Origin of the sequence: Curtobacterium sp. CFBP9011 (genome assembly GCF_034045095.1) — a bacterium.
Lineage (GTDB): Bacteria > Actinomycetota > Actinomycetes > Actinomycetales > Microbacteriaceae > Curtobacterium.
In genome coordinates this window covers 12,321-37,840 of sequence record NZ_JAXCWN010000003.1, presented here as the reverse complement: position 1 = coordinate 37,840, position 25,520 = coordinate 12,321, and the positions used below count along the sequence as shown (strand labels likewise).

The window sequence follows — 25,520 nt, the reverse complement described above, 5'->3', positions numbered from 1 at the left end:
CACGTCGGTGCCGACGCGTCTCGTGGGAACGCGGCCGTGCGGAGAACCCGCACGGCCGCGTCGATGTGGTGGGACTACTTGGTCGAGACCGTGAAGCCCTGCTGCTTGCCGTACTTCGCCAGGGCGTCCTGCCAGGCCGACAGACCCGACTCGAGCGACGTGCCCTTCTCGTACGACTGCCCGACGGTGTCGGCGTAGACGCTGTTGGCGTACACCTGGTACGGCAGGTAGGTGAAGTCGTTGTCCGACGCCTTGGACGCGTCGACGAGCACCTTGTTGATCTGCTGGCCACCGAAGTAGTCCGGCTTCTCGTCGAGGAACGCGGACGACTCGAGGTCGGCGGTGGTGGACGGGAACCCGCCGGACTCCATGAAGACCTTGGTGGAGGCCTTCGACGAGTTCAGCCACTTGAGGAAGCCGGCGGCGAGGGCCGGGTTCTTCGACTGCTTCATGACGACCTCGGCGCTGCCGCCGTTGTTCGCGGTGGCCGCGGTCTGGCCGTCGTAGGTCGGCATCGGGGCGACGCGCCAGTCACCCTTGGCGTCGGCGACGCTGGCCTCGAGGTTGCCGGGCATCCAGGCGCCGGTGATCAGCGTGGCGATCTGGCCGTTGCCGAGCTGCTTGTACCAGTCGTCGGTCCAGCCGACGGTCTTCGCCAGCAGACCCTGCTCGACGAGCTCGTTCCAGGTCTTGGTCCACTTCTTCGTGCCGGCGTCCTGCAGGTTGATGGTCACCTTGTCACCGTCGGTGGTGAACGGGGTGCCGCCGGCCTGGGCGATCATGCTCGTGGTGAAGCCCGCGTCGCCGGAGTCGGCGGCCAGGTACTTCTCGGGGTCGGCTTCGTGCAGCTTCTTGGCGGCTGCAACGTACTCGTCCCACGTCTTCGGCACGGCGATGTCGTACTGGTTGAAGACCTTCTCGTTGTAGAACATGGCCATGGGGCCGGAGTCCTGCGGCAGGCCGTAGACCTTGCCGTCCATCGAGACCGACTTCCAGGTGCTCGCGGCGAACTTGCTCTTCAGGTCGCCGAAGCCGTAGTCGGACAGGTTGAGCAGTGACTCGGACAGGGCGAACTGCGGCAGCGCGTAGTACTCGACCTGGGCGACGTCGGGAGCGCCCGAGCCGGCCTTCACGGTGTTCTGCAGCTTGGTGTACTGGTCGGCGCCGGTGCCGGCGTTGACGAGCTTGACCTTCACCTTGGGGTAGGCCTTCTCGAACGCGGCGACCTGGTCCTTGGCGGACGGGGTCCAGGACCAGTAGGTCAGCGTGCCGCCCTGCTCGAGGGCCTTGTCGATGTCGGAGGCCGAGCCGCCGGAGCCGGAGCCGCCGGACGCGCAGGCGGCGAGGGCCATCGCGGCGGTGACGCCGATGGCGAGGGCGCTGAGCCCGCGCCGGAGACGCTTCTGCATGGTGGTGCCTTTCACTTCATCGTGAAGAAGGTGCTTCTTCGTGGAGGGACTGCTGGTTGCTGGTGGTGGGACTGGTCGGTGCGGTCCGTTGCGGGGCCGCTCCGTGCCTCCCGGCCGGGGTCCGGTGCTGCTGACCGGGGCCGGAGGGCGGGATCAGGCCTTGACGGAGCCGGCCGCGAGGCCGGACTGCCAGAAGCGCTGGAGGAAGAGGAACGCGACCACGATCGGGATGATCGTGAGGAGCGAGCCGGTGACGACGAGGTTGTAGATCGGCTGCGCACCGGAGCCGGTGGCCTGCGCGTTCCACTGGTTCAGGCCGACGGTCAGCGGGTACCACTTCGGGTCGCTCAGCATGATGAGCGGCAGGAAGTAGTTGTTCCAGGTGGCGACGACCGCGAACAGCAGGACCGTGACGACACCGGGTGCCAGGAGCTTCAGCGCGATGGTGAAGAAGATCCGGAACTCGCCGGCGCCGTCCATGCGGGCGGCCTCGATGAGTTCAGTGGGGATCGCCTCGACCGCGTAGGTCCAGATGAGGTACATGCCGAACGGGCTGATCAGGGACGGCAGGATGATCGACCACGGGGTGTTCGTCAGGCCGACCTGCGAGAAGAGCAGGAACGTCGGGACCGCAAGAGCCGTGCCCGGAACGGCGATCGCACCGAGGACGATGGCGAAGACGGCGCGACGGCCGGGGAACTGGAACTTCGCCATGCCGTAGCCGGCGACGGTCGCGAGCAGCGTCGCGCCACCCGCGCCGACGACGACGTAGAGCAGCGTGTTGCCGAGCCACTGCACGAAGATGCCGTCGTTGTAGGTGAGCGTGTCGACGATGTTCTGCCAGAGGTTGAACTTCCCGCCGAACCAGAGGCCGAACGTGGACAGCAGCGACGACTGCGTCTTCGTGCTGTTGACCAGCAGGTAGAAGAGCGGTGCGAACGAGTACACGACGAAGACGACCATGACCGCGGTCAGGAGACCGGAGCGCTTCACCTTGCGTCCGTCGACGGGCTTGGCCGCCTTCCGGGAGGCACGGGTGCGGCGGTCACGCGGGTCACCCTGGGTGGTGGTCGCTTCGGTGACGGTGAGGGGGGCGGGACCCTGCAGGGTGCTCATCGGTTCTCCTGTCGGGTACCGCGGACCTGCACGACGTAGGCGATGACGGCGGTGATGACGCCCATCACGATCGCGACGGTGGCGGAGTAGTTGAACTGCTGGCCGCTGAAGGACAGCGAGTAGGCGTACATGTTCGGTGTGAAGGCACTGCCGATGACGTTCGGGGCGAGGGTCTTCAGCAGGTTCGGCTCGTTGAAGAGCTGGAAGCTGCCGATGATCGAGAAGATCGTGGCGATGACCATCGGGCCGCGGAGGGCCGGGAGCTTGATCGAGAAGACGGTGCGCATCGGGCCGGCGCCGTCGAGCTCGGCCGCTTCGTACAGGTCGCCCGGGACGGTGCGGAGGGCGGCGTAGAAGATCAGCATGTTGTAGCCGAGGAACTCCCACGTGACCACGTTGCCGATGCTCGTCAGGACCCAGCTCGGGCTGAACGGCTGGAGCAGGTCGATGCCCATGGCGTCGTTCGCGGCTCCGGTCAGGCCGAACTGGTTGCCGTAGATGAAGCCCCAGATCAGGGCGGCGACGACACCGGGGACCGCGTAGGGCAGGAACACCGCAATGCGGAAGAACCCGGTGCCCCAGAGGCGGGCGCTGTCGAGGGCCAGGGCGGCGACGAGGGCCAGGCCGAGCATGATCGGCACCTGGACGACCAGGAAGATCGCGACGCGGCCGAAGCCGGACCAGAACTTGGCGTCCTGGAAGAGCTGCACGTAGTTGGCGAACCAGACGAACTGGTTGCCGCCGATGAGCTGGTCGCGGAACAGGCTGAGCCAGAGCGCGTACCCGATCGGCACGATGAGCATCAGCACGAGGACGGCGACGAACGGGCCGACGAACAGCCAGCCGGTCATGCGACCCCGCGGCTTCCCACGGCGACGCGGTGCGGGCGTGGTGCCCGTGCGTCGCGGCGCGGCCTCGGGGCTCCGCGCGGTGAGCGTGCTCATGTGACTCCTTCGTCGTGTTCCGGGCTGACGTCGATGGGACTCTCAGCGCCGACGGTCGTGCTGCGACCGGCGCTGATGTTGACGTCAACATCGAACGGTGGCGACCATAGCATGGCAACGTCAACATGCGCTAGCGTCAGCAGGAGTGGCCGCGCACCGACGCCGGTCCACCGGCCGCGAACCGGTGCCCGGCCCAGGCTGCGCACCCGTCCCGGCCCCACACCGTTCGCATGGAAGGGGGCGTGGACCATCTCGACGACCACCGACGCCACCGCAGTCCCCCGCCGCGCGCCGTCGCTCGCTGCCGTGGCCGACGCCGCCGGGGTCTCGATGCAGACCGTCTCCCGCGTGGCCCGCGGGTTCGACAACGTCAGCCCCGAGACCCGCACCCGCGTCCAGCAGGCGATGACGGACCTCGGCTACCGGCCGAACCGCGCCGCCCGGGCACTGCGCTCCGGACGCTTCCGGACCATCGGCGTGATCATGTTCACGCTTGCCTCGTACGGCAACATGCGCACGCTCGAGGCGATCGCCGACGCAGCGGGGGTCGCCGACTTCACCATCACGCTGCTGCCGATGGCCTCCCGCACCGAAGAGGGCGTCCGGTCCGCCTTCTCCCGCCTGCACGAACAGGCCGTCGACGGGGTCGTCATCATCATCGAGTCGCACGTCATCGACACCGCCGAGGTCGAACTCCCCGACGGCGTCCCCATGGTCGTCGTCGACTCCACCGGCACCACCGAGCACCCGGCGATCGACACCGACCAGGCCGACGGCGCCCGCCTGGCGACCCAGCACCTGCTCGACCTCGGCCACGACACCGTCTGGCACGTGGCCGGACCGGCGTCCTCGTACTCGGCAGCCCGGCGGCAGGCGGCCTGGAGCGCGACCCTCACCGCCGCCGGACGCACGGTCCCGCCGGTGCTCGGTGGCGAGTGGAGCACCGAGTCCGGCTACCAGGCCGGTCTCGAGATCGCCCGCCGCCCCGAGATCACCGCGGTGTTCGCCGCGAACGACCAGACCGCGCTCGGCGTCCTCCGCGCCTGCCACGAACTCGGTCGCGCCGTGCCGTCCTCGCTCAGTGTCGTGGGCTTCGACGACTCCCCCGAGTCCGACTCGTTCTGGCCGCCGCTGACCACGGTGCACCAGTCCTTCGACGAGGTCGGGCGCCGCGCGGTCGCCACACTCCTGACGCAGATCGAGGGCGGTGCCGCCACGGCGGCGACGGACCTCGTGCCGGTGCGGCTCGTCGTGCGGGCGAGCACGGCGTCGCCGCCGGCGCGGTAGCGGCGGGCGGCGGGCCGGCGACCACGCGAGGTTCGCGCTGCGCGACAGGCCGCGGGGCGGCGGCCGCGAGCGGTGTCGCCCAGCGCGAAACGCGCCGAGGCTCGGCCCCGCGGACAGAACGCGCCGCGCGCACACCGCAACATGCCCGCCCAGCCGAGGCTCGGCAGACGGGAGGCACGGTGCGGGCCCGCCACGCGCCTCCCGGCCGCACGAGACTCGCGCCCGGCGACAGTCCGCGGGGCGGCCACCGCGAGCGGCGTCGCCCAGCGCGAACCGCGCCGAGCCTCGGTCACGCGGACAGAACGCGCCGCACGCACACCGCACCATGCCCGCCCAGCCGAGGCTCGGCCCCGGGAGGCAGGGTGCGGGCCCGCCACGCGCCTCCCGGCCGCACGAGACTCGCCCCCGGCGACAGACCGCGGGGCAGCGGCCGCGAGCGGCGTCGCCCAACGCGAACCGCGCCGAGGCTCGGCCACGCGGACAGAACGCGCCGCACGCACACCGCACCATGCCCACCCAGCCGAGGCTCGGCCCCGGGAGGCACGGTGCCGGCCCGCCACGCGCCTCCCGGCCGCACGAGACTCGCGCCCGGCGACAGGCCGCGCGGCAGCCACCGCGAGCGGTGTCCCCCAGCGCGAAACGTGCCGAGCCTCGGCCATGCGGACAGAACGCGCCACGCGCACGCCGCAACATGCCCGCCCAGCCGAGGCTCGGCCCGCGCCGCCCCCGCCACCCGCCGCGCGCCCGCACAGAGAAGGACGCCGGGCCCCCGAAGGGACCCGGCGTCCTCTGCTCACTCGACGCTCGCCGCACGCAGCGTGCGCCGAGGCGACTACCCGATCGAGAGCGCCGTCCAGGAGACGGGCGGCAGCTCGATCGTGATCGTGTCACCCTCGCGGCGCACGGACTCGTTGGTCCGCAGGCCGACGCGGGAGGTGTTCGACAGGTCGTTCACGGCGTGCAGATCATCGTCCCAGATGCCCTCCGCGTGCACGTCCCCGTCGACGTCGAGGCCGGACAGGTCGATCGTGACCGTCGTGCTCTCGGACTGGTGGCGGTTGACGAGGAACACCGCGGCGCGGCCGTCCTCGACCGTGGCCGCCGAGTCGACGACCGGCACGGTGCCGTGCTTGCCGCCGTCGATCGTGTCACCCGAGGCCACGACGTTGAGCGACGTACCGTGCGCCAGGCGCGAGGTGACCGAGAACGGGAAGAACGTGGTCTGGCGCCAGGCCTCGCCACCGGGCTCGGTCATGATCGGGCCGATCACGTTGACGAGCTGCGCGATCGACGCGGATGCGACGCGGTCCGCGTGGCGCAGGAGCGAGATGAGCAGACCGCCCAGGACGACGGCGTCGGCGACGGTGTAGACGTCCTCCAGGAGGCGCGGGGCGACCGGCCACTCGTCGAGCGTGAACGTCTTCTGCTGGGCCTCCCACTTCGTGATCGACCAGACGTTCCACTCGTCGAACGAGATGTCGATCCGCTTGTCGGAACCCTTGTGCGCCTGCACGTGGTCCGCGGCGGTCGTCACCGTCTTGATGAAGTGGTCCATGTTGGCGCCGGAGGCCAGGAACGAGGTGAGGTCCTGGTCCTCCTCGTAGTAGGCGTGCGCCGAGATGTAGTCGACGTCCTCGTAGGCGTGCTCGAGGACGGTGCGCTCCCACTCACCGAACGTCGGCATCGACGCGCCCGAGGATCCGCACGCGACGAGTTCGAGGTCGGGCTGGATCTGCCGCATGGCCTTCGCGGTCATGGCGGCGAGCTTGCCGTAGTCCTCGGCGTTCTTGTGGCCGAGCTGCCACGGGCCGTCCATCTCGTTGCCGAGGCACCACATGGTGATGCCGAAGGGCTCTTCGCGGCCGTTCGCCTTGCGCTCCTCGGAGCGGGCGGTGCCACCCGGGATGTTCGCGTACTCGAGCAGCTCGATGGCCTCGGCGGCCCCGCGCGTGCCGAGGTTCACGGCGAGCATGAGCTCCGAGCCGACGGAGTCGAGCCACTGCTGGAACTCGTGCAGGCCGACCTCGTTGGTCTCGGTCGAGTGCCACGCCAGGTCGAGCCGGCGGGGACGCTGCTCGACCGGGCCGACGCCGTCCTCCCACTTGTAGCCGGAGACGAAGTTGCCGCCGGGGTAGCGGATGGTCGTGACGCCGAGCTCCTTGACGAGTTCGATGACGTCCTTGCGGAAGCCGTGCTCGTCGGCCGACTCGTGGGCGGGTTCGTGGATGCCGTCGTAGACGTGGCGGCCGAGGTGCTCGACGAAACCGCCGAACAGTCGGCGCCGCACCGGGCCCACCGTGAACGCGGAGTCGAGGACGAGGTGTGTGCGGGGCATGGATCTCCTTCGATCAGGCTGTGCGTCGAGCACGAGTGTTCCGCAGGGTCACGGAAGTGAGCGCTCACCTGCAGGAAACGCTATCGGGTGTCGACACGGGACGGAAGGGCTGGTGCGTACGTCGGCGCGGCGCTAATGTGAGCGCTCACGGGGCACCGACGCCCCGCGATCGGGACGTCGTTCCTCCCCGGATGACCGTCCCGCTTCGGCCCGTCCCGATGGAGTGATGCCATGCCGAACCGATCCGTCCCACCCCTCCGCGGGTCCACCTTCACCCGGAGGAGCCTGCTCGCCGCCGGAGCTGCGGCCGCCACGGTCCTGCCACTCGCCGCCTGCTCCAGCCCGCTCTCCGCCGGACTCGCCGGCAGCGCGCTCAACCCCGAGACGCTCGTCTTCTGGAACCTCTTCGGCGGCGGCGACGGTGTCCGCATGCAGACGATGGAGGACGGCTACGCCAAGCAGCACGGCGGCTCGTCGTCCCTGCAGGCGACGACCTTCGCCTGGGGCAACCCGTACTACTCCAAGCTGACACTGGCGACCGTCGGGAACAAGCCGCCGGACGTCGCGATCGCCCACCTGACCCGGGCGAAGCCGCTCTGGGACGGCGACCTGCTGGACCCGATCACGGCGGACGACCTGGCCGGCGTCGGACTCAAGGCCAGCGACTTCAACCAGAAGGCGTGGGCCGCGCAGAAGACCGACGGCGCCAACATCGCCATCCCGCTCGACACCCACCCGTTCGTGCTGTTCTACAACGTGGACGTGTGCAAGAAGGCGGGGCTGCTCGACGGTAATGACGAGCTCAAGAACCTGGACGGCATGGACGCGTTCGAGAGCGCCCTGGCCGCCGTGTCGAAGGTCACCGGCGGGACCGCGCTCAACGTCGCGAACGTCGTGCCCGAGACCGCGACCCCGTGGCGCTTCTTCTGGACGATGTACAACCAGATCAACGGTGCGACGCCGTTCATCAGCGACGGCGGCGCGAAGCTCACCGTCAACGAGGACGCCTACAACGAGGTCACCAACCGCACCCAGAAGTGGGTGAAGCAGGGCTGGATGAACAAGGCCCTGGACTACGCCACCGCGCAGTCGCTGATGTTCGACGGCAAGGCCGGCTTCTTCATGCAGGGCGAGTGGGAGATCAGCACCGCCCAGTCGATCAAGGGACTGAAGTTCGGCATGGCGCCGATCCCGACGCTGTACGACAAGCCCGCCACCCAGGCTGACTCGCACACCTTCATCCTGCCGAAGAAGGACCGTACGCCGGAGCAGAAGAAGGCGGCGCTGCTCTTCATCAAGCAGATGCTCGAGCAGAGCCTGACCTGGGCCGAGGGCGGGCACGTGCCGGCCTACATGCCGACGTTCGACAGCACGAAGTACAAGGAGCTCAAGCCGCAGTCGAACTACGCCGCCGCCGCCGAGACCGCGGTCTTCGACGACGCCGCCTGGTACGGCGGATCGGGTTCGACGTTCGAGGGCACCGTCGGCGCGCAGCTCGCCCTCGTGCAGCAGGGCAGCTCGAGTCCCGCGCAGGCACTCAGCGCGATCAAGAGCCAGCTGGCGACCTACCTCAACACCCCGAGCCCCCTGTGAACGGGCACGCGACCACCGTGAACACCGCGCGAAAGGCACGATGACGTGACCACAGCACCTGTCCTCGACCGCCCCACGGACGCGGCCGCCGCGCCCCGACGACTCCGCACCTACAAGAGCAGCCTCACCCGCGGCCAGGGCCGCAGCGGGTGGCTGTTCCTCGCCCCCTTCGGCCTGTTCTACGTGGCCTTCCTGCTCGGCCCGACGGTCTGGATGATCGTCACGAGCTTCTTCAACACCTCGACCGTCCGCACCGGCCTCGGCAGCTTCGCCGGGTTCGCGAACTACGCCGAGATGCTCGGGCGCTCCGACTTCTGGTCGTCGCTCTGGCACACCCTGCAGTTCACGCTCTACACGACCCCGCCGCTGGTGGTCCTGGCGTTCGTGTTCGCCGTGCTGACGAACCGCATGAACAAGGGCCAGTGGTTCTTCCGCCTGGCGTTCTTCCTGCCGTTCATCCTGCCGTCGGCGACGATCTCGCTGATCTGGGTGTTCATCTTCACGCCGGCCACCGGCCTGTTCGCCACGATCCAGTCGGCGATCGGCCTGACCCCCGGCTCCGGCATGCTGTCCAGCCCGAACACGGCGATGATCGGTGTCGCCATCGCCACCGTCTGGTGGACGCTCGGCTTCAACTTCGTGCTGTACCTGGCCGGCCTGCAGGAGATCCCCCGCGAGCTGTACGAAGCAGCCGCCGTTGACGGGGCCTCGAACTGGCAGCAGATCAAGTCGATCACCCTGCCGCTGCTCGGCCGCACCACGACGCTCGTCATCCTGCTGCAGATCATCGCCAGCCTGAAGATCTTCGACCAGGTGTACCTGATGACGAACGGCGGCCCGGGCATCTCCACCCAGGTCTCGCTGCAGCTCATCACCGGCGTCGGCTTCACCGACAACCGACTCGGCGCCGCCTCGGCCGCGTCCGTCCTGCTGTTCATCGTGATCGTCGCCATCGCGATCATCCGGCAGCTCGTCGAGCGCGCTGCCGCCAAGCGTGAGATCGGAGCCTGATCATGACCGCCACCGAGAGCATCACCACCGGCCGCACCAAGCTCCGCACCGGCGTCTCGTCGGCCGCTCCCACGAGCGCCGCGAAGATCGGCGTCAGCGGCCGCGGCTTCACGATCGCGTCGGCCGTCGTCCTGACGGTGTTCGCGATCATCTGGCTCATCCCGAGCCTGTTCGCGCTGAAGACCTCGCTGTCCGACAACGGCGTGGCCGCACTCGGCGCGAAGTCGATCCTGTCGAACTGGAACCCGACGCTGCACTCCTACGCGTCGCTGTTCCAGTCCGGCGACATCTGGAACTGGTACCTGGCGAGCGGTGTCACGAGCGTCGTCACCGCGGTGCTCACGGTGATCTTCGCGTCGATGGCGGCCTTCGCGCTGTCGCGGCTGGTGTTCCGTGGCCGGAACATCGCGTTCCTGCTCATCATCCTGGGCATCATGATCCCGACGCAGGTCCTGATCATCCCGATCTTCCAGGAGCTCAACGCGGTCAACCTGCTCAACACCTACTGGTCGGTGATCTTCCCGCAGGTGCCGGCCGTGATCGCGGTCTTCATCTTCAAGCAGTTCTTCGACGGCATCCCGAAGGAGCTGGAAGAGGCCGCGCGCATCGACGGCGCCGGCATCTGGAAGATCTACTGGTCGGTCATCCTGCCGCTGTCGCGTCCGGTGATCGCCGCGGTGACGATCCTGACGTTCGTCGGGGTCTGGAACAACCTGCTGCTGCCGCTGTTCGTGCTGTCGAACCCGGACCTCATGACGATCCCGGTCGGGCTCGCCACGGTCCAGGGCAGCTTCGGTCAGCGCTACGCGGACATCCAGGCGGGTGCGATCCTGGCGGCGTTGCCGCTGATCATCCTGTACCTGATCTTCCAGCGGCAGATCGTCGAGGGTGTCACCGGCTCCGGCCTGAAGGGCTGACGCCCGGTCCGGCAGTCCGGTCCGGACCACGTGACGGACGGGAGGCTCCCCACCAGCTGGTGGGGAGCCTCCCGTCCGTCATGGGTGCGGTCCGCACCCATGGAGCGCCCTTCAGCCGGCGAGCGGCTCGAGCCGCGACCGGAGGAGGCAGAACTCGTTGCCCTCCGGGTCCTGGAGCACGTGCCAGGACTCGTCGCCGGTCTGGCCGACGTCCGCCGGTCGCGCCCCGAGCGCGAGGAGGCGTTCGAGCTCGGCGTCCTGGTCGCGGTCGACCGGGTTGACGTCGAGGTGCAGGCGGAGCGGCTGCGTCTTCGCGTGCGGCACCCGGGACAGGACGATCGTCGGGGTCGCGCCGCCGAAGCCGGAGGCCGGGCCGATCTCGATGCCGTCCTCGTCCTTGCCGAGTTCGACGTAGTCGAGGACGGCGCACCAGAAGCGGGACAGGGCCTCGGGGTCGTCGCAGTTGAGGACCAGTTCACTCAGTCGGCAGCTCATGGCGCGAGGCTACCCGCGGGGCACCCGACCGGGTCCTGGGGAGACGCCGACCGGTCAGGGTGTCGGGGTGACGGTCCACTTGCCGTTCGTGGCGATCGCGAGGATGCCCGGCAGATCGGCCTCGAAGGTCTCGGAGAACGCCTCCGTGTCGCCGTAGATCCGGGTGGCGTCCGAGGTCGTGAAGACCCGGAGGCCGAAGCGGTCGTCCGCGCTGGCCGGCGTGTAGTCGACCTTCACGTGCCCGACGTCGTCCGAGAAGAACAGCACGGCCGGCCCGGTGCCGGACTGCGGCCCGGACACGGTGGCCAGGTCGTTCCAGCTGCTCAGCGTGAGCGACCAGGGGCCGTCGGCCTCGATGATGAGCATCTGCTGCTTCGGGTCGTTCTTCAGGACGCTGGTCACGAACGACGCCTTGAGGGGTGCCCGAGCGGAGCCGAACGGCGACATCCGCCCGGGTGCCGTGATGGTCGCGGTACCGGTGCACCCCGAACAGTCCAGGGCGGCGATGACGCCGAAGTCCCCGCGGACCCGGAACGCGATGTCCGAGGGGCCGGTGCCGGAGACGGTCCCGGGAGCACCCTCGGCGACGTCCCCCGCGTCGAGCGTGACGCCGGTGAGCTCGGCGACCGGCGGTGTCGTCGGCGTGGGGGTGGGGGTCGGGGTGGGCGTCGCACGCGGAGTCGTCGTCGCGCCGGCGGAGGAGCGATCGCTCGACGCCGTGTCGGCGCTGCCCGAGCCGCTGCCGGGGATCAGGGAGCAGCCGGTCACCAGCAGGACGGCGGTGAGGACCACCCCCACCAGGCTCGCTCGCCGGGTGCGCCCCCGGCGCGGGTCGGTCGTCCGTCGTCCCCCCATGCGGACAGCGTGCCACAGGCGGACGCCGCGCGGCCAGGCGATCCGAGCAGTCAGGTGATCCGAGCAGTCAGGCGGACGCCGCGCGGTCAGGCCATCGCGGGCTGGCGGGCCTCGTGTTTCCAGAACCCCGAGAAGGTGATGCGCGACTTCGGCAGTCCGGCGCGGTGCAGGTGGCGGCGCCCCTCGGTGGCCAGGCGGGACTCCCCCACGACGAACGCGTAGCCGCGGTCGTCGGACGGCACGTGCCGCTGCAGTTCGGCGAGCGCCGCGCGTCCGGGGACCGCATGGACGTCACCGCGGACGAGCCAGGTGACGGTGACGCCGACCGGGGCGTCGAGGTCGCGGATGTCGAGCGCCGACGGGACCTCCTGGATGATGCGGCCGATGGTGTCCCGCGGCAGGGAGCGGGCGATGCCGACGACGGCGGGCAGACCGGTCTCCTCGGCGGCGATGACGACCTCGGTGGCGTCGTCCGGGCAGTCGAAGATGCAGCCCTGGTCGAGGAGCGCGAGTTCGTCGCCGGGGCGGGCACCGCAGGCCCAGATCGCAGCGCGGCCCTCGAGCTGGCCGTCGGCGCCGGTGTGCACCACGAAGTCGATGTCCATCTCGCCGAGTTCGGGGCGGTGTCCAGCGACGGTGTAGTTCGCGCAGTGCGGTCGGGCGTCCTCGGCGATGCGGAGGTACTGCGGCCACCACTTGGCGCCGTCGAGCTCGGGCATCACGAACGCGTCCTGCTCGGGGCGCTGCAGGAACAGGCGGAACCAGTGGTCGAAGCCGAGGAACGGGAAGTCGCGGATCTCGTCGCTCGCGATGGTGACGCGGTGGATCGACGGGGTGTGCCGTTCGGTGCGGACGACACTCGCCCGGAACAGCCGCGGGTTCTCGGGCATCAGCCTCGGGATCTTCGCCATGAGGGAAGGCTAACCTAATATGGCTTCCGTGCCACCCCCTCCCCTCGCCGTCCCGACCGCGCCCGCCGCCCTGCCCGGAGCGGTGATCGGCGCCTCCGGTGTGCACCGCCGGACCGCCCGACGTCGGGTGGCGGTCCTGCTCGGGCTGGCCGTGCTGGTCGTGGTGGCAGCGGTCGCGAGCATGCTCCTCGGCAGCAACCACATCGGTGCCGACCGGGTGTTCGCCGGGCTGATGCGCAGCGGTTCCGGGACCGACGAGGCGATCGTCTGGGGCTCCCGTGTCCCCCGCACCCTGATCGGCGCGAGCGTCGGCGCGGCCCTCGGGATCGCCGGACTGCTCATGCAGGGGCACACACGGAACCCGCTCGCCGACCCCGGCCTGTTCGGCGTCTCCGCCGGTGCCGGTCTGGCGGTCGTCCTCGGGGTCTTCGTCTTCGGCGTCACGAGCACCAGCGCCTCGGTCTGGTTCGCGCTGGTCGGTGCGGTCGTCGCGAGCGTCGTCGTCTTCTCGGTGACCGTCGCCGGCAGCGGGACCGCCAGCCCGGTGCCGCTCGCCCTGGCCGGAGCCGCGGTGTCCGCCCTGCTCGGGGCACTGACGTCCTTCATCGTGCTCACCGACCAGGACTCCCTCGACGCGTACCGGCTCTGGGTCGTCGGGTCCCTGTCCGGCCGGCAGCTCGACGTGCTCGCTGCCGCGTGGCCGTTCATGGCCGTCGGACTCGTGCTCGCGATCTGGAACACCCGCGCACTCGACGCACTCGGGCTCGGGTCGGAGCTGGCGAAGGGCCTCGGCGAGGACCTGCTCACCGCGCGGCTCGTCGGCCTCGGTGGCATCACCCTGCTGGCCGCCGGTGCCACCGCCGCGGCCGGTCCGATCGCCTTCGTCGGGTTGACCGTGCCGCACGTGGCCCGTGCCGTCGTGGGCACCGGGCACCGCTGGACCCTGCCGGCGTCGGCGCTGCTCGGGGCCGTGCTGGTCCTGGTCGCGGACGTGGTCGGTCGCCTGATCGGCGGGTTCGCCGAGGTCGAGGTCGGCATCGTCCTGGCCGTCATCGGTGGTCCGGTGTTCGTCGCCGTCGCCCGTCGCCGATCGCTGGTGTCCCTGTGAGCGCCACGACGCGGGTCGACACCGACCGGCCGACCGACGGGCCCGCCGGACAGCCGTCACCGACCAGCACGGGGACCACCGCGGGCACCACCACCGGCCCCCGCCGCGGCGTCCGCATCGGCCCCGTCGGTCTCGCCTGGCGTCCCCGCGTCCTCACCACCTCGGTCGTCGCGGTCGTCGCCGCCCTGCTGCTCGTCGTCCTCGGCGTCGCGATCGGGTCCACGTTCATCGCCCCGGGCACCGTCGTCCGTGCGCTGCTCGGCCTGGAGTCCGGGCCGGACCAGTTCATCGTGACGACCCTGCGCCTGCCCCGTGTCCTGACCGGCGCGCTGGTCGGGGTGACGCTCGCGGTCGCCGGCGCCCTGACGCAGACGTTCACCCGCAACCCGCTCGGCACGCCGGACATCATCGGCGTGACCTCCGGCGCGAGCGTCGGCGCGGTGGCGGCGGTCGTCCTCGGCGGCGGTGGTTCCTCGGTGAGCGCGCTGGTCCTCGGCGGCGGCATCCCGGTCGCCGCGACGATCGGTGCTCTGGTCGCGGCGACGATCGTCTACGGGCTCGGTTGGCGCGGCGGCGTGCAGAGCCACCGTCTGATCCTGGTCGGCATCGGGGTCAGCGCGACCCTCGACGCCGTCACGAGTTACCTGCTCGTCCGCGCGAAGATCACCCAGGCCACCGCCGCGTCGCAGTGGCTCGTCGGCAGCCTGTCGAGCACCTCGTGGACGACGGTGTGGCCGCTGCTCGTCATCGCCGCCGTCGGCGTGCCGCTCGCCCTCGCCACCTCCGGCGCGCTCGGCATCGGCCAGCTCGGCGACGAGGTCGCCACCGGCGTCGGACTGGGTGTCCAGCGGCACCGGCTGCTCGTGATCGGCCTGGCGGTCGTCCTGACGGCCGCCGCGGTCGCCGCCGCCGGCCCGGTCGGCTTCGTCGCCTTCGTGGTGCCGCAGATCGCACTGCGGATCGCGGGGACGAACCGGCCACCGCTGCTGCTGTCGGCAGCGCTCGGCGCGGTGCTGGTCCTCGGCGCGGACCTGCTCGCCCGCTCGGTCTTCCCCTGGCAGGTGCCGGTCGGCATCGTCACCACCGTGATCGGCGCCCCGTACCTGATCTGGCTCCTCATCCGTCACCGCAAGGAGATGTCCCGATGACCACGACGACCCACCCGGTCCCGACCGAGATGCCGGCCGCCGCCCTCGAGCACACCGCGCCCGTCCTGGAGGCCCGTGGCCTGTCCGTCGGGTACGACCGGACCCCGGTCATCCGCGACCTCGACCTGACGATCGAGCACGGCACCGTGACGACGTTCCTCGGCGCGAACGGCTGCGGCAAGTCGACGCTCCTCAAGGCGCTCGGACGGGTGCTCAAGCCGCAGGCCGGCGAGGTACTGCTGGACGGCAGGCCGATCCGGAAGGAACCGAACCGGGCAGTCGCGCGGCAGCTCGCGATCCTGCCGCAGTCGCCGCTCGCCCCGGCCGGCACGAGCGTGCTCGACCTGGTGATGCGCGGCCGGAACCCGCACCAGTCGTGGGCCCGTCCGTGGACGGCGGAGGACGCGGCCGTCGCCGAGGACGCCATCGCGGCGACCGGCCTGACCGAGGTCGCCCACCGTGACGTCGCGAGCCTGTCCGGCGGGCAGCGTCAGCGTGCCTGGATCGCCCTGGTCCTGGCGCAGCGGGCGGACACGCTCCTGCTCGACGAACCGACGACCTACCTGGACCTGGCGCACCAGCTCGACGTCCTCCGGCTCGTCCGGCGGATCAACCGCGAGCAGGGCTCGACCGTCGTGATGGTGCTGCACGACCTGACCCTGGCCGCGCGGTACTCGGACCGACTCGTGGTGCTGCACGACGGCGGGGTGGTGGCCGACGGGACGCCCGCCCAGGTCCTCACCCCGGCCGTCCTCGCGCAGGCGTTCGGTCTGCACGCCCGTGTCGTGCCGGACCCGGTGACGGGGGCGCCCATGGTGGTGCCGGAGGCCGACGAGCACGACGTCTGACACGCCTCCCGGCCCGGGATCCACCACGGAACTGGTGCATCCATTCGGGTTAGGTTAGGCTCACCTAACGTGAACACTCTCCGCCGCGGCACGGTCCGTGCCGCCCTCCTGACCGCCGTCACCGCGACGGCCCTCATCCTGACCGGCTGCTCGAGCACCGGCGGATACGACGACGCCGGCGACGGCACGAGCGCGTCCTCCCGCGCGTGGTCGTACGAGGACGCCACCGGAGCGACCGTCAAGGTCGACCACACCCCGAAGCGCGTCGTGGTCCTCAACGACATCGCGATCTCGTTCATCGAGTACGGCCTGCGCCCGGTCGGCACCTTCGGGCAGCTGACCATGGCGAAGGACCAGCGCTTCACGGATCTCGACAAGGACGGCATCACGCAGCTCGGCAACGGCTACGGCGACATCGACCTCGAGAAGCTCGCGGCACTGAAGCCCGACCTCGTCGTCACGTCGGTCTACCCGACGGACGCCAAGGGGACGCTCGACACCAGCCAGCCGGCCTACGGCTTCAAGGACAAGGAACAGCAGCAGCAGGTCGCGGCCATCGCACCGATCGCCCAGGTCAAGTGGGGCGGCGAGGGCGAGGACGTCATCGAGCACATCGCCGACCTCGCCGAGTCCCTCGGGGCGAAGGAGAACCGGGTCGAGGCCGCCGAGAAGGACTTCGACACCGCCAAGGACGCGCTGCAGAAGGCCGTGAAGGGCAAGGACCTGTCCATCGTCTCGATGTACGCGGACGGCGACGGCGCCTACGTCACCCGCCCGTCCGACGAGCCGACGCTGCAGATGTACACCGACTTCGGCGTCGACTTCGTCGTCCCGAAGCCCAAGGGCTGGTACTGGGGCATCTACAGCTGGGAGAACGCGGGCCAGATCACCGGCGACGTGATCCTGCTCTCGCAGCAGGGGTACCAGGTCGCGGACCTCGAGAAGCAGCCGACGTTCGCCGACAACGCCGCCCTCGCGGCCGGCCAGGTCCACAGCTGGACCTTCCCCGCCCTCGACTACGCCTCGCAGGCCGACTACATGACGAAGCTCGCGGGCTGGATCGACGAGAGCAAGCCGGTCTCCTGACACGACCGCCAGACCAGCGGAACGGCACGGCCGGCGCGACGGCACGACGAACGGGAGGCTCCCCACCAGCTGGTGGGGAGCCTCCCGTTCCGTCGTCTGCCTGCGCCGGTCAGCCGGGCAGGGCGGCCACGGTCACCTTGGCCGCCGCCGCGACGAGCGCGTCGACCGGCGCCGCGTCCGCCCGCGACCGACTGGTCATCACGACGAGGACGATCGGCGCCCGGCCCGGCGGTGTGACGATCCCGACGTCGTTCCGCACCCCGTAGGAGCCGGTGCCGGTCTTGTCGGCGACCGACCAGCCCGTCGGGACACCGGCGCGGATGGTCCCCGCACCCGTGGTGGTGCCGGCCATCGTGTCGACGAGCATCTTCCGGTCCTCCGGCCGCAGCGCGTCGCCGAGCAGGACGGTCCGCAGGTCCGCCGCGAACTGGGCCGGTGTGGTCGTGTCGCGCTCGTCGCCGGGGGCGGCCTCGTTGAGGTCGGGCTCGACCCGGACGACCTGGGTGACCTGGTCGCCGATCCCCCGGAGCCACTGCTGCACGACCGACGGGCCGCCGACCCGTTCGACGAGCAGGTTCGCCGCCGTGTTGTCGCTCGAGCGCAGCATCGCGTCGAGCAGCGCTCGGACGGTCATACCCGAGCCGACGTGTTGCGACGTCACCGGGGCGTACGACAGCAGGTCGCGCTGCTCGATCGGCACGACGGCGTCGAGGTCGCCCGACCGGGCGTCGTCCAGGACTGTCGCGGCGATGAACACCTTCGCAGCCGACGCGAACGCGAACCGCTCCCCCGCCCGGTGTGTGACGGTCGCCCCGCTGCCGGTGTCGATCGCCACGAGGCCCAGGCGGGCGTCGTCGCGGCGCTCGAGCGCGTCGAGCGCCTGGGTGGTGGCGGCGCTCGTCGTGCTCGCCGGGGTCGGTGCCGCAGGGGTCGGCGCGCCCGCGTCCCGGCGCGTCCCCGCGCTGGGTGCGGTGCTCGGGAGCCCGACCGGCACGGTCACCGACTGGCAGCCGGACAGCGCGATGGTGGCCGCGACGAGGAGCACGGTCGCGATGATCACCCTCGTCCGGTCCGGCATCGTCACACGATAGTGCGGCGATCCTGCCTGTCCCCGAGTGCGCCTGCGGGCTCCCGCAGGTCCGCTCCCGCTGGTCGGGGGACGAACCTGGGGATCATCTCCAGGAAGGTGCACCGAGTGCATCGATGCACTTAGTGTCTTCTCCGTGACCCTCTCACCCGACCGCCGTGCTGCCCTCAAGGCACGGCACCGGGCAGCGATCCTGCAGGCCGCTCGCGACCTGATCGACGAGCGCGGCGGCGAGTTCAGCGTCGACGAGCTCGCCGCCCGCGCCGACGTCGCCCGACGCACGGTGTTCAACCACTTCGCGTCGCTCGATGAGATCCGCCTGTCGGTGTGCGAAGAGGTGCTGTCGGTGATCATCGACCAGTTCCTCGCCGAGATCGCGAACACCCCGGTCGGCGACGGCAGCCGTGCCGCGATGTTCGACGAGCTCGAATCCGCCGCCCGCGGCACCGACCTGCCCGGCGCGATCGTCCAGCTGTACGGCATCCTCGGCGAGCCCGAAGACGACGACCCGAAGGCGGCCGCCCTCACGCAGACCGCGTTCGCCCGCGTGACCGGGCGCCTCCGCAGCGAGGTCGCCCGTCGGCACCACGCAGCTGATGCCCTGGACACCGCACTCCTGGTGGACTCGCTGATGAGCGGCATCGTCGTCATCGCCGACCACTGGATCTCGACCACCGGCCCCCGCCTGGACGACCAGGCCCGGGACGACTGGGACGCCCTGCTCGGACGGCTCGTGCACAGCGTCCGCAGCGGGTACCTGCCCGAACACTGACCACTCGACGTCCTCCCAGGGGTCCACCGGCGCACCCCGTTCGACAGCACCACCCCCGACGAAAGGAACGGAGCCCAGCATGGCCGGCCTCCTCTACCGCCTCGGTCGCTTCGCGGCCCGCCGACACTGGACGGTGATCATCGCCTGGATCGTCCTCATGGCGATCGCCGGTGTCACCTTCAGCCTGTTCGCGGGCACCATCTCGTCCTCGATCACGATCCCGGGCACGAAGACCAGCCAGGTGCAGGACGAGCTGGCCGACAAGTTCCCGAGCGCGAACGGCGGCAACGGCACGCTGGTCTTCCAGACGACCGACGGCAAGGCCTTCTCGGACAGCCAGAAGGACGGGGTGAAGTCGTTCCTGACCGACCTCGAGGACCTGCCCGGCATCAAGGGCACCACCGACGGCTTCGCCACCCAGCAGCAGCTCGACGACCAGCGGCAGAAGATCGTCGACGGCCGCAAGGAGATCTCCGACGGCCGGAAGAAGATCGAGGACGGGCAGAAGGAACTCGACGCGCAGAAGACCCAGCTCGAGTCCGGCCAGCAGCAGATCACGGACGCCCAGGCGCAGCTCGACGCTCAGAAGGCCCAGGCACAGGCGCAGGCACAGGCCGCCGGGGCCGCCGCGGCCGCCAGCGCCGCCGCACAGGCCCAGGCGCAGGCCGGCCAGCAGCAGCTCGCCCAGGCGCAGGCACAGATCGACGCCCAGAAGCAGCAGCTGACCGCGGGTGAGCAGAAGACCGCCGACGCGCAGAAGACGATCGACGCGAACACGACGAAGCTCGCGGACAACGAGCGCGACCTCGAGCAGGGCTCCGACCTGCTCGACCTGTCGAAGGACATCCGCTTCGTGTCCTCGAACGACTCCGCCGCCATCGGCACGGTGCAGTTCACGAAGTCGACGTACGAGGTCCCGCAGACCACGAAGCAGGAGATCTCCGACCGGGCGGACGCGGCGAAGATCAGCGGCGTCGACGTCTTCGTCTCGAACGACATCGCGCAGGGCGTGCCGTCGATCCTCGGACCGGGCGAGATCATCGGCGTCATCATCGCCGCCCTCGTGCTGTTCCTCATGCTCCGCACCGTGATCGGCGCCGCGATCCCGCTGCTCAGCGCCGTGCTCGGTGTCGGCGTCGCGACCCTCGCCTCACTGTCCTTCTCCGGCCTGGTCGAGTTCATCTCGGTCACGCCCGTGCTCGGGGTGATGCTCGGGTTGGCGGTCGGCATCGACTACTCGCTGTTCATCCTCAACCGCCACCGGACCCAGCTGAAGCAGGGCATGGGCGTCCACGAGTCGATCGGGCTCGCGAACGGAACGTCCGGCAACGCGGTGGTCTTCGCCGGCACGACGGTCATCGTGGCGCTGCTCGCACTGAACATCACCGGCATCCCGTTCCTCGGCCTGATGGGCACGGTCGGTGCGGTCGCGGTCCTGTTCGCGATCCTCATCGCCACGTCCTTCACCCCGGCGCTGCTGTCGCTGCTCGGCCTGCGGATCCTCCGGAAGAAGGAGCGCCAGCAGATCGGGCACACCGGCTCGGTGCAGGTGCCGAACAAGCCGATGTCGACCTGGCGTGCCGTGATCACCCTCGTCGCGGGCGTCGCCGTCCTCGGCACGATCGCACTCCCCGCCACGCAGATGCGCCTGGGCCTGCCCTCCGGCTCGTCCGAAGCGGTCGAGTCCAGCCAGTACAAGGCGTACAAGACGCTCGAGAAGGAGTTCGGTGCCGGCCAGAACGGCCCGCTGCTCGTCGTCGCGACGCTGCCGAAGGCCGTCAGCAAGGACGACGTCACCGGCACCGAGGTCACGATCGGTCAGGCACTGTCGAAGAACGACGACGTCGACGCGGTCCTGCCGATCGGCGCGTCGAAGGACCGCTCGATCATCGCGTTCCAGGTGAAGCCGAACGGCGGCCCGGACAGCGTCTCCACCGAGACGCTCGTCAAGGACCTCCGCGCGCAGAGCGTCTCGACCGACGACGGCAAGGTGGAGCTCGGCGTCGCCGGCAACGCCAGCGCCAACATCGACGTGTCCGAGAAGCTCGCGAACGTCCTGCCGCTCTACCTGGCGGTCGTGGTCGGTCTGTCGCTGATCATCCTGATCATCGTGTTCCGGTCGTTCCTGGTGCCGATCACGGCGACGGCGGGGTTCATCCTGTCGGTGCTCGCGTCGTTCGGTGGTCTGACCGCGATCTACCAGTTCGGGTGGCTCGGCAGCGTGTTCGGCGTGCACGACCCGGCACCGATCCTGAGCTTCCTGCCGATCATCGAGATCGGGATCCTGTTCGGGCTCGCGATGGACTACCAGCTCTTCCTGGTCTCCGGCATGCGCGAGGCGTACGCCCATGGGGCCAGCGCGAAGGTCGCGGTCCAGCGTGGTCTGCACGCCGGTCGTGCGGTGGTCACGGCGGCCGCGATCATCATGATCTCGGTGTTCGCCGGGTTCATCTTCTCGGACTCGTCGACCATCAAGCCGATCGGCTTCGGGCTGGCGTTCGGCGTCCTGCTCGACGCGTTCGTCGTCCGGATGCTGCTGATCCCGGCCGTGATGCACCTGCTCGGCAAGAGCGCCTGGTGGATCCCGAAGTGGCTCGACCGGATCCTGCCGGACGTCGACGTCGAGGGCGCCAAGCTCGAGCGCATGCAGCAGGCGACGCAGCACGCGTCCTCCGGTACGGCGGGCGAGGGCAACGGCGACGGCAACGCACACCACGGCTCGCATGCCGCTCCGGCGGAGCCGGACGCGCCGACCCACGACTCGGGTCACTCGCCCTCGCACCGCGCGTAGGCACCAGCGTCACCGACGGGAGGCCCGGTGCCGGTCCACGAGACCGGCCCCTGGCCTCCCGTCCGTCGTCCACCCCGCGCCACCCCCGCGGAACACCGGTGTTCGTCGAACACATCGCGCAAATGCGCGGCGCAACAGACGAACACCGGTGTTCCGCCGTTGCGATCACCGCTGCTTCGTGCACGAAGGGTACGGTGGGCGCATGCTCCACACCGAGACCGACCCGCTCTCCCTCGACCGGCAGCTCTGCTTCGCCCTCGCCGCCACGAGTCGGAGTGTGGTCGGGCTCTACCGCGAGCACCTGGAACCGATGGGGCTGACGCACCCGCAGTACCTCGTGATGCTCGCGCTCTGGGAGCGCGACCCCCGCTCGGTGCGCGAGATCGCGGGAGAACTCCGCCTGGAGTCGGCGACGCTCAGTCCGCTGCTCAAGCGACTCGAAGCGTCCGGCTACGTCCGCCGCGGCCGCAGCACCGAGGACGAACGACAGCTCGCGGTGTCCCTGACGACAGCCGGTCGGGCCCTCCGCGACCGCGCCGAGGCCGTCCCCGTCGCGGTCGCGGCCCAGCTCGGGTGGCCGGTGGCCCGGCTCGAGGCGCTGAAGGACGAGTTGACGGCACTCCTCGAGGTCGTCGACCACGCCTGACCCGCGCAACGCACCAGACAGCGCGTACACTAACGATCAGGGCACGAATGGAAGGGTGACCATGGGACGCTTCGCGCAGTGGTACGAGCGCTGGAATACCACGCTGATCAACAAGATGGGGCCGTCCCAGATCGGTGCCGGTCACCCCGAGGGCCTCGACGACCGCACGGTCGACCGCGGCTGCCCGATCTGCCACCAGCCACTGTCCCTGCACACCGTGATCCGTCCCGAGGGCCAGGTCCGCTCCTCCACGCTGGTGTGCCCGCGACCCTGAGCGCGAGAACCGGACAGCGTGACCGAGTTGGAATAGGCAACATGGTGTCGGCGTTCCCGCTCGGCGTGAAGCTCTTCGAACCCACCGCCCTCGGCGCACTCCGACTCAGCAACCGCATCGTCATGGCCCCGCTCACGCGCACCCGCGCCGGTGAGCACGGGATCCCGAACGACCTGCTCGTCGAGCACTACGCGCAGCGCGCGAGCCTCGGCATGATCATCACCGAGGGCACCTGGCCCGTGCAGGAGGGCCGCTCCTACCCCGGCCAGCCCGGCATCGAGACCGACGAGCAGATCGCCGGCTGGCGTCGCGTCGCCGACGCCGTCCACGAGCGTGGCGGCACGATCGTCATGCAGCTCATGCACGGTGGCCGCGTCTCGCACACCGACATCTCGCAGACCCCGCGCATCGTCGGCCCGAGCGCCGTCGCCGCCCCGGGTCAGACGCACCTGGCCGACGGCTCGAAGGCCGACATGCCGGTCCCCCACGAGCTGACCACCGACGAGGTCGCCGAGGCCGTCCAGGGCTTCGTCCAGGCCGCTCGCAACGCGATCGCCGCCGGCATCGACGGTGTCGAGGTCCACGGCGCCAACGGCTACCTGGTGCACGAGTTCATGTCGAGCCACTCGAACACCCGCACGGACCAGTACGGCGGCTCGGCCGAGAACCGTGCCCGCTTCGCCGTCGAGGTCGTCACGGCCGTCGCCGAGGCCGTCGGCGCGGACCGCACCGGCATCCGCCTGTCGCCGGAGCACGGCATCCAGGGCGTCATCGAGGACGACGCCGCCGACGTGCGCGCCGTCTACTCCGCGATCGCCGAGGGCCTGGCGCCGCTCGACCTCGCCTTCATCGACGTCCTGCACGCCGAGCCGGCCGGTGACCTCGTGCAGCACATCCGCCGCACCGCGGGCGCCCCGTTCGTCGTCAACTCGGGCTTCAGCGCGATGACCACGCGCGACGAGGCGATCGCCGTCATCGACGAGGACGTCGCCGACGCCATCGCCGTCGGTCGTCCCGCGATCGCGAACCCGGACCTCGCCGAGCGCTGGGAGCAGGACGCGGAGCTCAACGAGCCCCGTCCCGAGCTCTTCTACGGCGCGACCGCCGAGGGCTACACCGACTACCCGACCCTCGCCGAGGTGCGCACGTCGGTCGCGTAGTCCGCACCACGTGACGGGAGGCCCGGTGCCAGCTGGCACCGGGCCTCCCGTCGTGTCCGGGTCAGGTCACATCCGACTCAGGCCACACCCGACCGTGCCCGACACGACGGGGCCCGACCCGACAGGGGCCGGTCCTGGTCGGCTCCGTCCCAGAGGTCGCCGCACTCGACCGGCTGCGCCCCCGCCGACCGGAGCCAGGGGCCGGCACCACGGTCTGCGTCCGCCACCGCTCCCGGACCGAGCGCAGCACCGAGCGCGGCACGGAGCGCGCGCCAGTGGTCACGCCCGAGGAGCACCGGGTGTCCGGGTCGGCCGTCGTGGACCGCCCGGCGGAGTGACCCGCGGTCGGGCGCCGTCCGTCCGCCGTCGTCGAGCACCCGCCGGACCGCCGCGTGGGGCAGCCCGGGCAGGTCCACGAGCGTGACGAGCGCCGCGGTGACGTCCGGGTCCTCCGCTGCCGCCGTCAGGCCGGTCAGCAGCGAGGCGGACGGCCCGCGTTCCCAGTCGTCCGCGACCACGATGCGGACCGCCGGACGGTCGGGGACCAGGGCACGGGCCTCCCGGCTGGCGGCACCGAGGACGACGGCGGCCGCGTCGCACCCGCCGTCGAGCAGCGCGGTGACCGCCAGGTCGACCCAGGGTCGGCCGTCAGGACGACGGACCAGTGCCTTCGGGCGGCCCATCCGGGTGCCGGCCCCGGCCGCGAGGACGACGCCGACCACCCGGCCGGTCCCCGCGTCGACGGCCGTCATGTCGGACCGTCAGACGAACCCGGGCACCGCGAGCCAGGCGGCAGGGGCGTCCTCGATGCCGTCCCGGACCACCGTGCCCGAGATGAGGCCGTAGGGGCGGTCCGCGGCGAAGAAGACCTCGCCCGGGTTGTCGAGCCCGAACGGTGCCAGGTCGACCAGGAAGTGGTGCTTGTTCGGCATCGAGAAGCGCACCTCAGCGATCTCGGGGAACGCCTCGATCGCGGTGCGCCCCATCGCGAACAGGGTCTGCTGCAGCGCGAGCGAGTGCAGGTCGGCGAAGGTCTCGAGCATCCGGGCGAGGACCCCGGCGTGGACCACGTCGAAGTCGATGCCGGCGGCGACCGCGTCGGGCAGGTACCGCCAGCGGGCCGTCACCGAGGTCGCCAGGATCCGGTCGTCGGTCTCGGCGAGCGTCGTGTAGCCGTCGCGGGGGAAGCCGTGGAACTCGCTGCCGGTCGACTTCAGCACGGTCAGGTCGGTGACGCCCGCGATCACGTGCACGTCGTCGCCGTCGACCTGCACGACCGCGGTGCGGGTGCCGGCTCCGGCCCGGACGAAGGCGTGGTCGTGCTCGCGGCCGGCGACCGTGATGCGCTCCCAGGTGTGCTGTTCGGCCGACAGGGTCGCGCCGTCGTACCAGTCGAACGCGGTGGTGAAGTGGCGACCCAGGCGGAGCAGGAACTCCTCCGGGCTGTGCACGCCGTGCTCCCGGGCGAAGGCGTAGACGGTGTTCTTCTGCGAGTCCGTCGCCAGGACCTTCGCGTTGTCGCCGTCGGTGTACGAGTCGGCGAGCGCCGTGCCCCGCAGCTGGGTCGTGACGGTGAGGTCCTCGATCTCGTGGCGGTCGGTGTCGCGGGTGACCCGGACCAGGCGGACCTCGGCCTTGCCGTACTGGTTGGCGCCGAGGTGGACGGTCGTGGGCACGCCCGTGGCGCTGGCGGTGGCGGCGTCGGGCGCGGTGCTGGTGTCGGTCAT

At 70.6% G+C, this 25,520-nt stretch carries 23 protein-coding genes; 13 read left to right on the top strand and 10 right to left on the bottom strand.

Translation table 11 applies throughout. The features are described 5' to 3' along the window. Positions 1-74: 74 nt before the first annotated feature. The 3 genes from SOM35_RS07440 to SOM35_RS07430 all read right to left on the bottom strand — a co-directional run bounded on the left by SOM35_RS07440 (position 75) and on the right by SOM35_RS07430 (position 3,469). Complete coding sequence (locus SOM35_RS07440) at positions 75-1,409, bottom strand: ABC transporter substrate-binding protein (RefSeq protein ID WP_111074780.1); 1,335 nt, start codon at positions 1,407-1,409, stop codon at positions 75-77. Positions 1,410-1,562: 153 nt separating this feature from the next. Continuing rightward, a complete protein-coding gene (locus SOM35_RS07435) occupies positions 1,563-2,525 on the bottom strand; it encodes a carbohydrate ABC transporter permease (RefSeq protein ID WP_111074781.1) in 963 nt (320 codons plus the stop codon). Beyond that, complete coding sequence (locus SOM35_RS07430; protein ID WP_111074782.1) at positions 2,522-3,469, bottom strand: carbohydrate ABC transporter permease; 948 nt, start codon at positions 3,467-3,469, stop codon at positions 2,522-2,524. Before SOM35_RS07430 ends, SOM35_RS07435 begins: the two co-directional genes overlap by 4 nt. Positions 3,470-3,775: 306 nt before the next feature. Between SOM35_RS07430 and SOM35_RS07425 the strand changes: the two genes are divergently transcribed. Beyond that, the gene (locus SOM35_RS07425) at positions 3,776-4,756 is read left to right on the top strand and encodes a LacI family DNA-binding transcriptional regulator (RefSeq protein WP_320514935.1); all 981 of its coding nucleotides are present in this window, start codon (positions 3,776-3,778) and stop codon (positions 4,754-4,756) included. An 832-nt stretch (positions 4,757-5,588) separates the two neighbouring features. Here the strand turns inward: SOM35_RS07425 and arfA are convergent. After that, entirely contained in the window at positions 5,589-7,091 is a 1,503-nt protein-coding gene (arfA, locus tag SOM35_RS07420) for an arabinosylfuranosidase ArfA (RefSeq protein WP_111074784.1), read from the bottom strand. A 231-nt stretch (positions 7,092-7,322) separates the two neighbouring features. Here arfA and SOM35_RS07415 point away from each other — a divergent pair, with 231 nt between their 5' ends. From SOM35_RS07415 to SOM35_RS07405, 3 genes are read left to right on the top strand one after another with little or no spacing between them, the layout of a single operon-like run. Then, entirely contained in the window at positions 7,323-8,684 is a 1,362-nt protein-coding gene (locus SOM35_RS07415; protein WP_320514934.1) for an extracellular solute-binding protein, read from the top strand. A gap of 45 nt (positions 8,685-8,729) precedes the next feature. Next, positions 8,730-9,695 (top strand): carbohydrate ABC transporter permease, encoded by a 966-nt coding sequence (locus tag SOM35_RS07410; RefSeq protein ID WP_221850850.1) that lies wholly within the window; start codon positions 8,730-8,732, stop codon positions 9,693-9,695. 2 nt (positions 9,696-9,697) lie between these two features. Beyond that, a complete protein-coding gene (locus SOM35_RS07405; protein WP_111074787.1) occupies positions 9,698-10,612 on the top strand; it encodes a carbohydrate ABC transporter permease in 915 nt (304 codons plus the stop codon). Positions 10,613-10,723: 111 nt separating this feature from the next. Here the strand turns inward: SOM35_RS07405 and SOM35_RS07400 are convergent, their stop codons facing one another. The 3 genes from SOM35_RS07400 to SOM35_RS07390 all read right to left on the bottom strand — a co-directional run bounded on the left by SOM35_RS07400 (position 10,724) and on the right by SOM35_RS07390 (position 12,873). Continuing rightward, on the bottom strand, positions 10,724-11,107 hold the full coding sequence (locus SOM35_RS07400) for a VOC family protein (RefSeq protein ID WP_320514933.1): 384 nt from the start codon (positions 11,105-11,107) through the stop codon (positions 10,724-10,726). A 54-nt stretch (positions 11,108-11,161) separates the two neighbouring features. Then, complete coding sequence (locus SOM35_RS07395; RefSeq protein WP_320514932.1) at positions 11,162-11,962, bottom strand: hypothetical protein; 801 nt, start codon at positions 11,960-11,962, stop codon at positions 11,162-11,164. An 86-nt stretch (positions 11,963-12,048) separates the two neighbouring features. After that, positions 12,049-12,873, bottom strand: coding sequence for a siderophore-interacting protein (locus tag SOM35_RS07390; protein ID WP_320514931.1), 825 nt, complete (start codon positions 12,871-12,873; stop codon positions 12,049-12,051). Positions 12,874-12,901: 28 nt separating this feature from the next. Here SOM35_RS07390 and SOM35_RS07385 point away from each other — a divergent pair, with 28 nt between their 5' ends. The 4 genes from SOM35_RS07385 (at position 12,902) to SOM35_RS07370 (ending at position 17,063) form a co-directional block, all read left to right on the top strand. Beyond that, positions 12,902-13,981: a FecCD family ABC transporter permease gene (locus SOM35_RS07385; protein ID WP_320514930.1), complete on the top strand. Its 1,080-nt coding sequence runs from the start codon at positions 12,902-12,904 to the stop codon at positions 13,979-13,981. Then, positions 13,978-15,129 carry a FecCD family ABC transporter permease gene (locus tag SOM35_RS07380; protein ID WP_320514929.1) on the top strand — a complete coding sequence of 384 codons (1,152 nt, stop codon included), beginning with the start codon at positions 13,978-13,980 and terminating at the stop codon, positions 15,127-15,129. The genes SOM35_RS07385 and SOM35_RS07380 overlap by 4 nt, the downstream gene beginning before the upstream one ends. After that, positions 15,126-15,977 (top strand): ABC transporter ATP-binding protein, encoded by an 852-nt coding sequence (locus SOM35_RS07375; RefSeq protein ID WP_320514928.1) that lies wholly within the window; start codon positions 15,126-15,128, stop codon positions 15,975-15,977. Before SOM35_RS07380 ends, SOM35_RS07375 begins: the two co-directional genes overlap by 4 nt. 69 nt (positions 15,978-16,046) lie before the next feature. Beyond that, positions 16,047-17,063 carry an ABC transporter substrate-binding protein gene (locus SOM35_RS07370; protein WP_320514927.1) on the top strand — a complete coding sequence of 339 codons (1,017 nt, stop codon included), beginning with the start codon at positions 16,047-16,049 and terminating at the stop codon, positions 17,061-17,063. Between the two features lie 109 nt (positions 17,064-17,172). Here SOM35_RS07370 and bla read toward each other — a convergent pair whose 3' ends face one another. Continuing rightward, positions 17,173-18,141, bottom strand: coding sequence for a class A beta-lactamase (gene bla / locus SOM35_RS07365; protein WP_320514926.1), 969 nt, complete (start codon positions 18,139-18,141; stop codon positions 17,173-17,175). Positions 18,142-18,286: 145 nt separating this feature from the next. Between bla and SOM35_RS07360 the strand changes: the two genes are divergently transcribed. The 5 genes from SOM35_RS07360 to SOM35_RS07340 all read left to right on the top strand — a co-directional run bounded on the left by SOM35_RS07360 (position 18,287) and on the right by SOM35_RS07340 (position 23,793). Beyond that, complete coding sequence (locus SOM35_RS07360) at positions 18,287-18,922, top strand: TetR/AcrR family transcriptional regulator (protein ID WP_221850868.1); 636 nt, start codon at positions 18,287-18,289, stop codon at positions 18,920-18,922. A gap of 79 nt (positions 18,923-19,001) precedes the next feature. Continuing rightward, positions 19,002-21,713, top strand: a complete 2,712-nt coding sequence (locus SOM35_RS07355) for an MMPL family transporter (RefSeq protein WP_320514925.1) — start codon at positions 19,002-19,004, stop codon at positions 21,711-21,713. A gap of 202 nt (positions 21,714-21,915) precedes the next feature. Then, the gene (locus SOM35_RS07350; protein WP_111074796.1) at positions 21,916-22,359 is read left to right on the top strand and encodes a MarR family winged helix-turn-helix transcriptional regulator; all 444 of its coding nucleotides are present in this window, start codon (positions 21,916-21,918) and stop codon (positions 22,357-22,359) included. Positions 22,360-22,420: 61 nt separating this feature from the next. Continuing rightward, a complete protein-coding gene (locus SOM35_RS07345) occupies positions 22,421-22,633 on the top strand; it encodes a hypothetical protein (RefSeq protein WP_111074797.1) in 213 nt (70 codons plus the stop codon). 41 nt (positions 22,634-22,674) lie between these two features. Then, positions 22,675-23,793 carry an alkene reductase gene (locus tag SOM35_RS07340; protein WP_320514924.1) on the top strand — a complete coding sequence of 373 codons (1,119 nt, stop codon included), beginning with the start codon at positions 22,675-22,677 and terminating at the stop codon, positions 23,791-23,793. A 77-nt stretch (positions 23,794-23,870) separates the two neighbouring features. Here the strand turns inward: SOM35_RS07340 and SOM35_RS07335 are convergent, their stop codons facing one another. Continuing rightward, a complete protein-coding gene (locus SOM35_RS07335; RefSeq protein WP_320514923.1) occupies positions 23,871-24,545 on the bottom strand; it encodes a nucleotidyltransferase family protein in 675 nt (224 codons plus the stop codon). Between the two features lie 9 nt (positions 24,546-24,554). After that, positions 24,555-25,520, bottom strand: coding sequence for a factor-independent urate hydroxylase (gene pucL / locus SOM35_RS07330; RefSeq protein WP_320514922.1), 966 nt, complete (start codon positions 25,518-25,520; stop codon positions 24,555-24,557).

Coding starts and splice junctions, on each gene's coding strand:
- SOM35_RS07375 (WP_320514928.1), top strand. CDS start 15,126: ATGACCACGACGACCCACCCGGTCCCGACCGAGATGCCGGCCGCCGCC.
- SOM35_RS07405 (WP_111074787.1), top strand. CDS start 9,698: ATGACCGCCACCGAGAGCATCACCACCGGCCGCACCAAGCTCCGCACC.
- SOM35_RS07395 (WP_320514932.1), bottom strand. CDS start 11,962: ATGGGGGGACGACGGACGACCGACCCGCGCCGGGGGCGCACCCGGCGA.
- SOM35_RS07440 (WP_111074780.1), bottom strand. CDS start 1,409: ATGCAGAAGCGTCTCCGGCGCGGGCTCAGCGCCCTCGCCATCGGCGTC.
- pucL (WP_320514922.1), bottom strand. CDS start 25,520: ATGACCGACACCAGCACCGCGCCCGACGCCGCCACCGCCAGCGCCACG.
- SOM35_RS07415 (WP_320514934.1), top strand. CDS start 7,323: ATGCCGAACCGATCCGTCCCACCCCTCCGCGGGTCCACCTTCACCCGG.
- SOM35_RS07430 (WP_111074782.1), bottom strand. CDS start 3,469: ATGAGCACGCTCACCGCGCGGAGCCCCGAGGCCGCGCCGCGACGCACG.
- SOM35_RS07435 (WP_111074781.1), bottom strand. CDS start 2,525: ATGAGCACCCTGCAGGGTCCCGCCCCCCTCACCGTCACCGAAGCGACC.
- SOM35_RS07345 (WP_111074797.1), top strand. CDS start 22,421: ATGGGACGCTTCGCGCAGTGGTACGAGCGCTGGAATACCACGCTGATC.
- SOM35_RS07335 (WP_320514923.1), bottom strand. CDS start 24,545: ATGACGGCCGTCGACGCGGGGACCGGCCGGGTGGTCGGCGTCGTCCTC.
- SOM35_RS07340 (WP_320514924.1), top strand. CDS start 22,675: ATGGTGTCGGCGTTCCCGCTCGGCGTGAAGCTCTTCGAACCCACCGCC.
- SOM35_RS07350 (WP_111074796.1), top strand. CDS start 21,916: ATGCTCCACACCGAGACCGACCCGCTCTCCCTCGACCGGCAGCTCTGC.
- SOM35_RS07390 (WP_320514931.1), bottom strand. CDS start 12,873: ATGGCGAAGATCCCGAGGCTGATGCCCGAGAACCCGCGGCTGTTCCGG.
- arfA (WP_111074784.1), bottom strand. CDS start 7,091: ATGCCCCGCACACACCTCGTCCTCGACTCCGCGTTCACGGTGGGCCCG.
- SOM35_RS07355 (WP_320514925.1), top strand. CDS start 19,002: ATGGCCGGCCTCCTCTACCGCCTCGGTCGCTTCGCGGCCCGCCGACAC.
- SOM35_RS07400 (WP_320514933.1), bottom strand. CDS start 11,107: ATGAGCTGCCGACTGAGTGAACTGGTCCTCAACTGCGACGACCCCGAG.
- bla (WP_320514926.1), bottom strand. CDS start 18,141: ATGCCGGACCGGACGAGGGTGATCATCGCGACCGTGCTCCTCGTCGCG.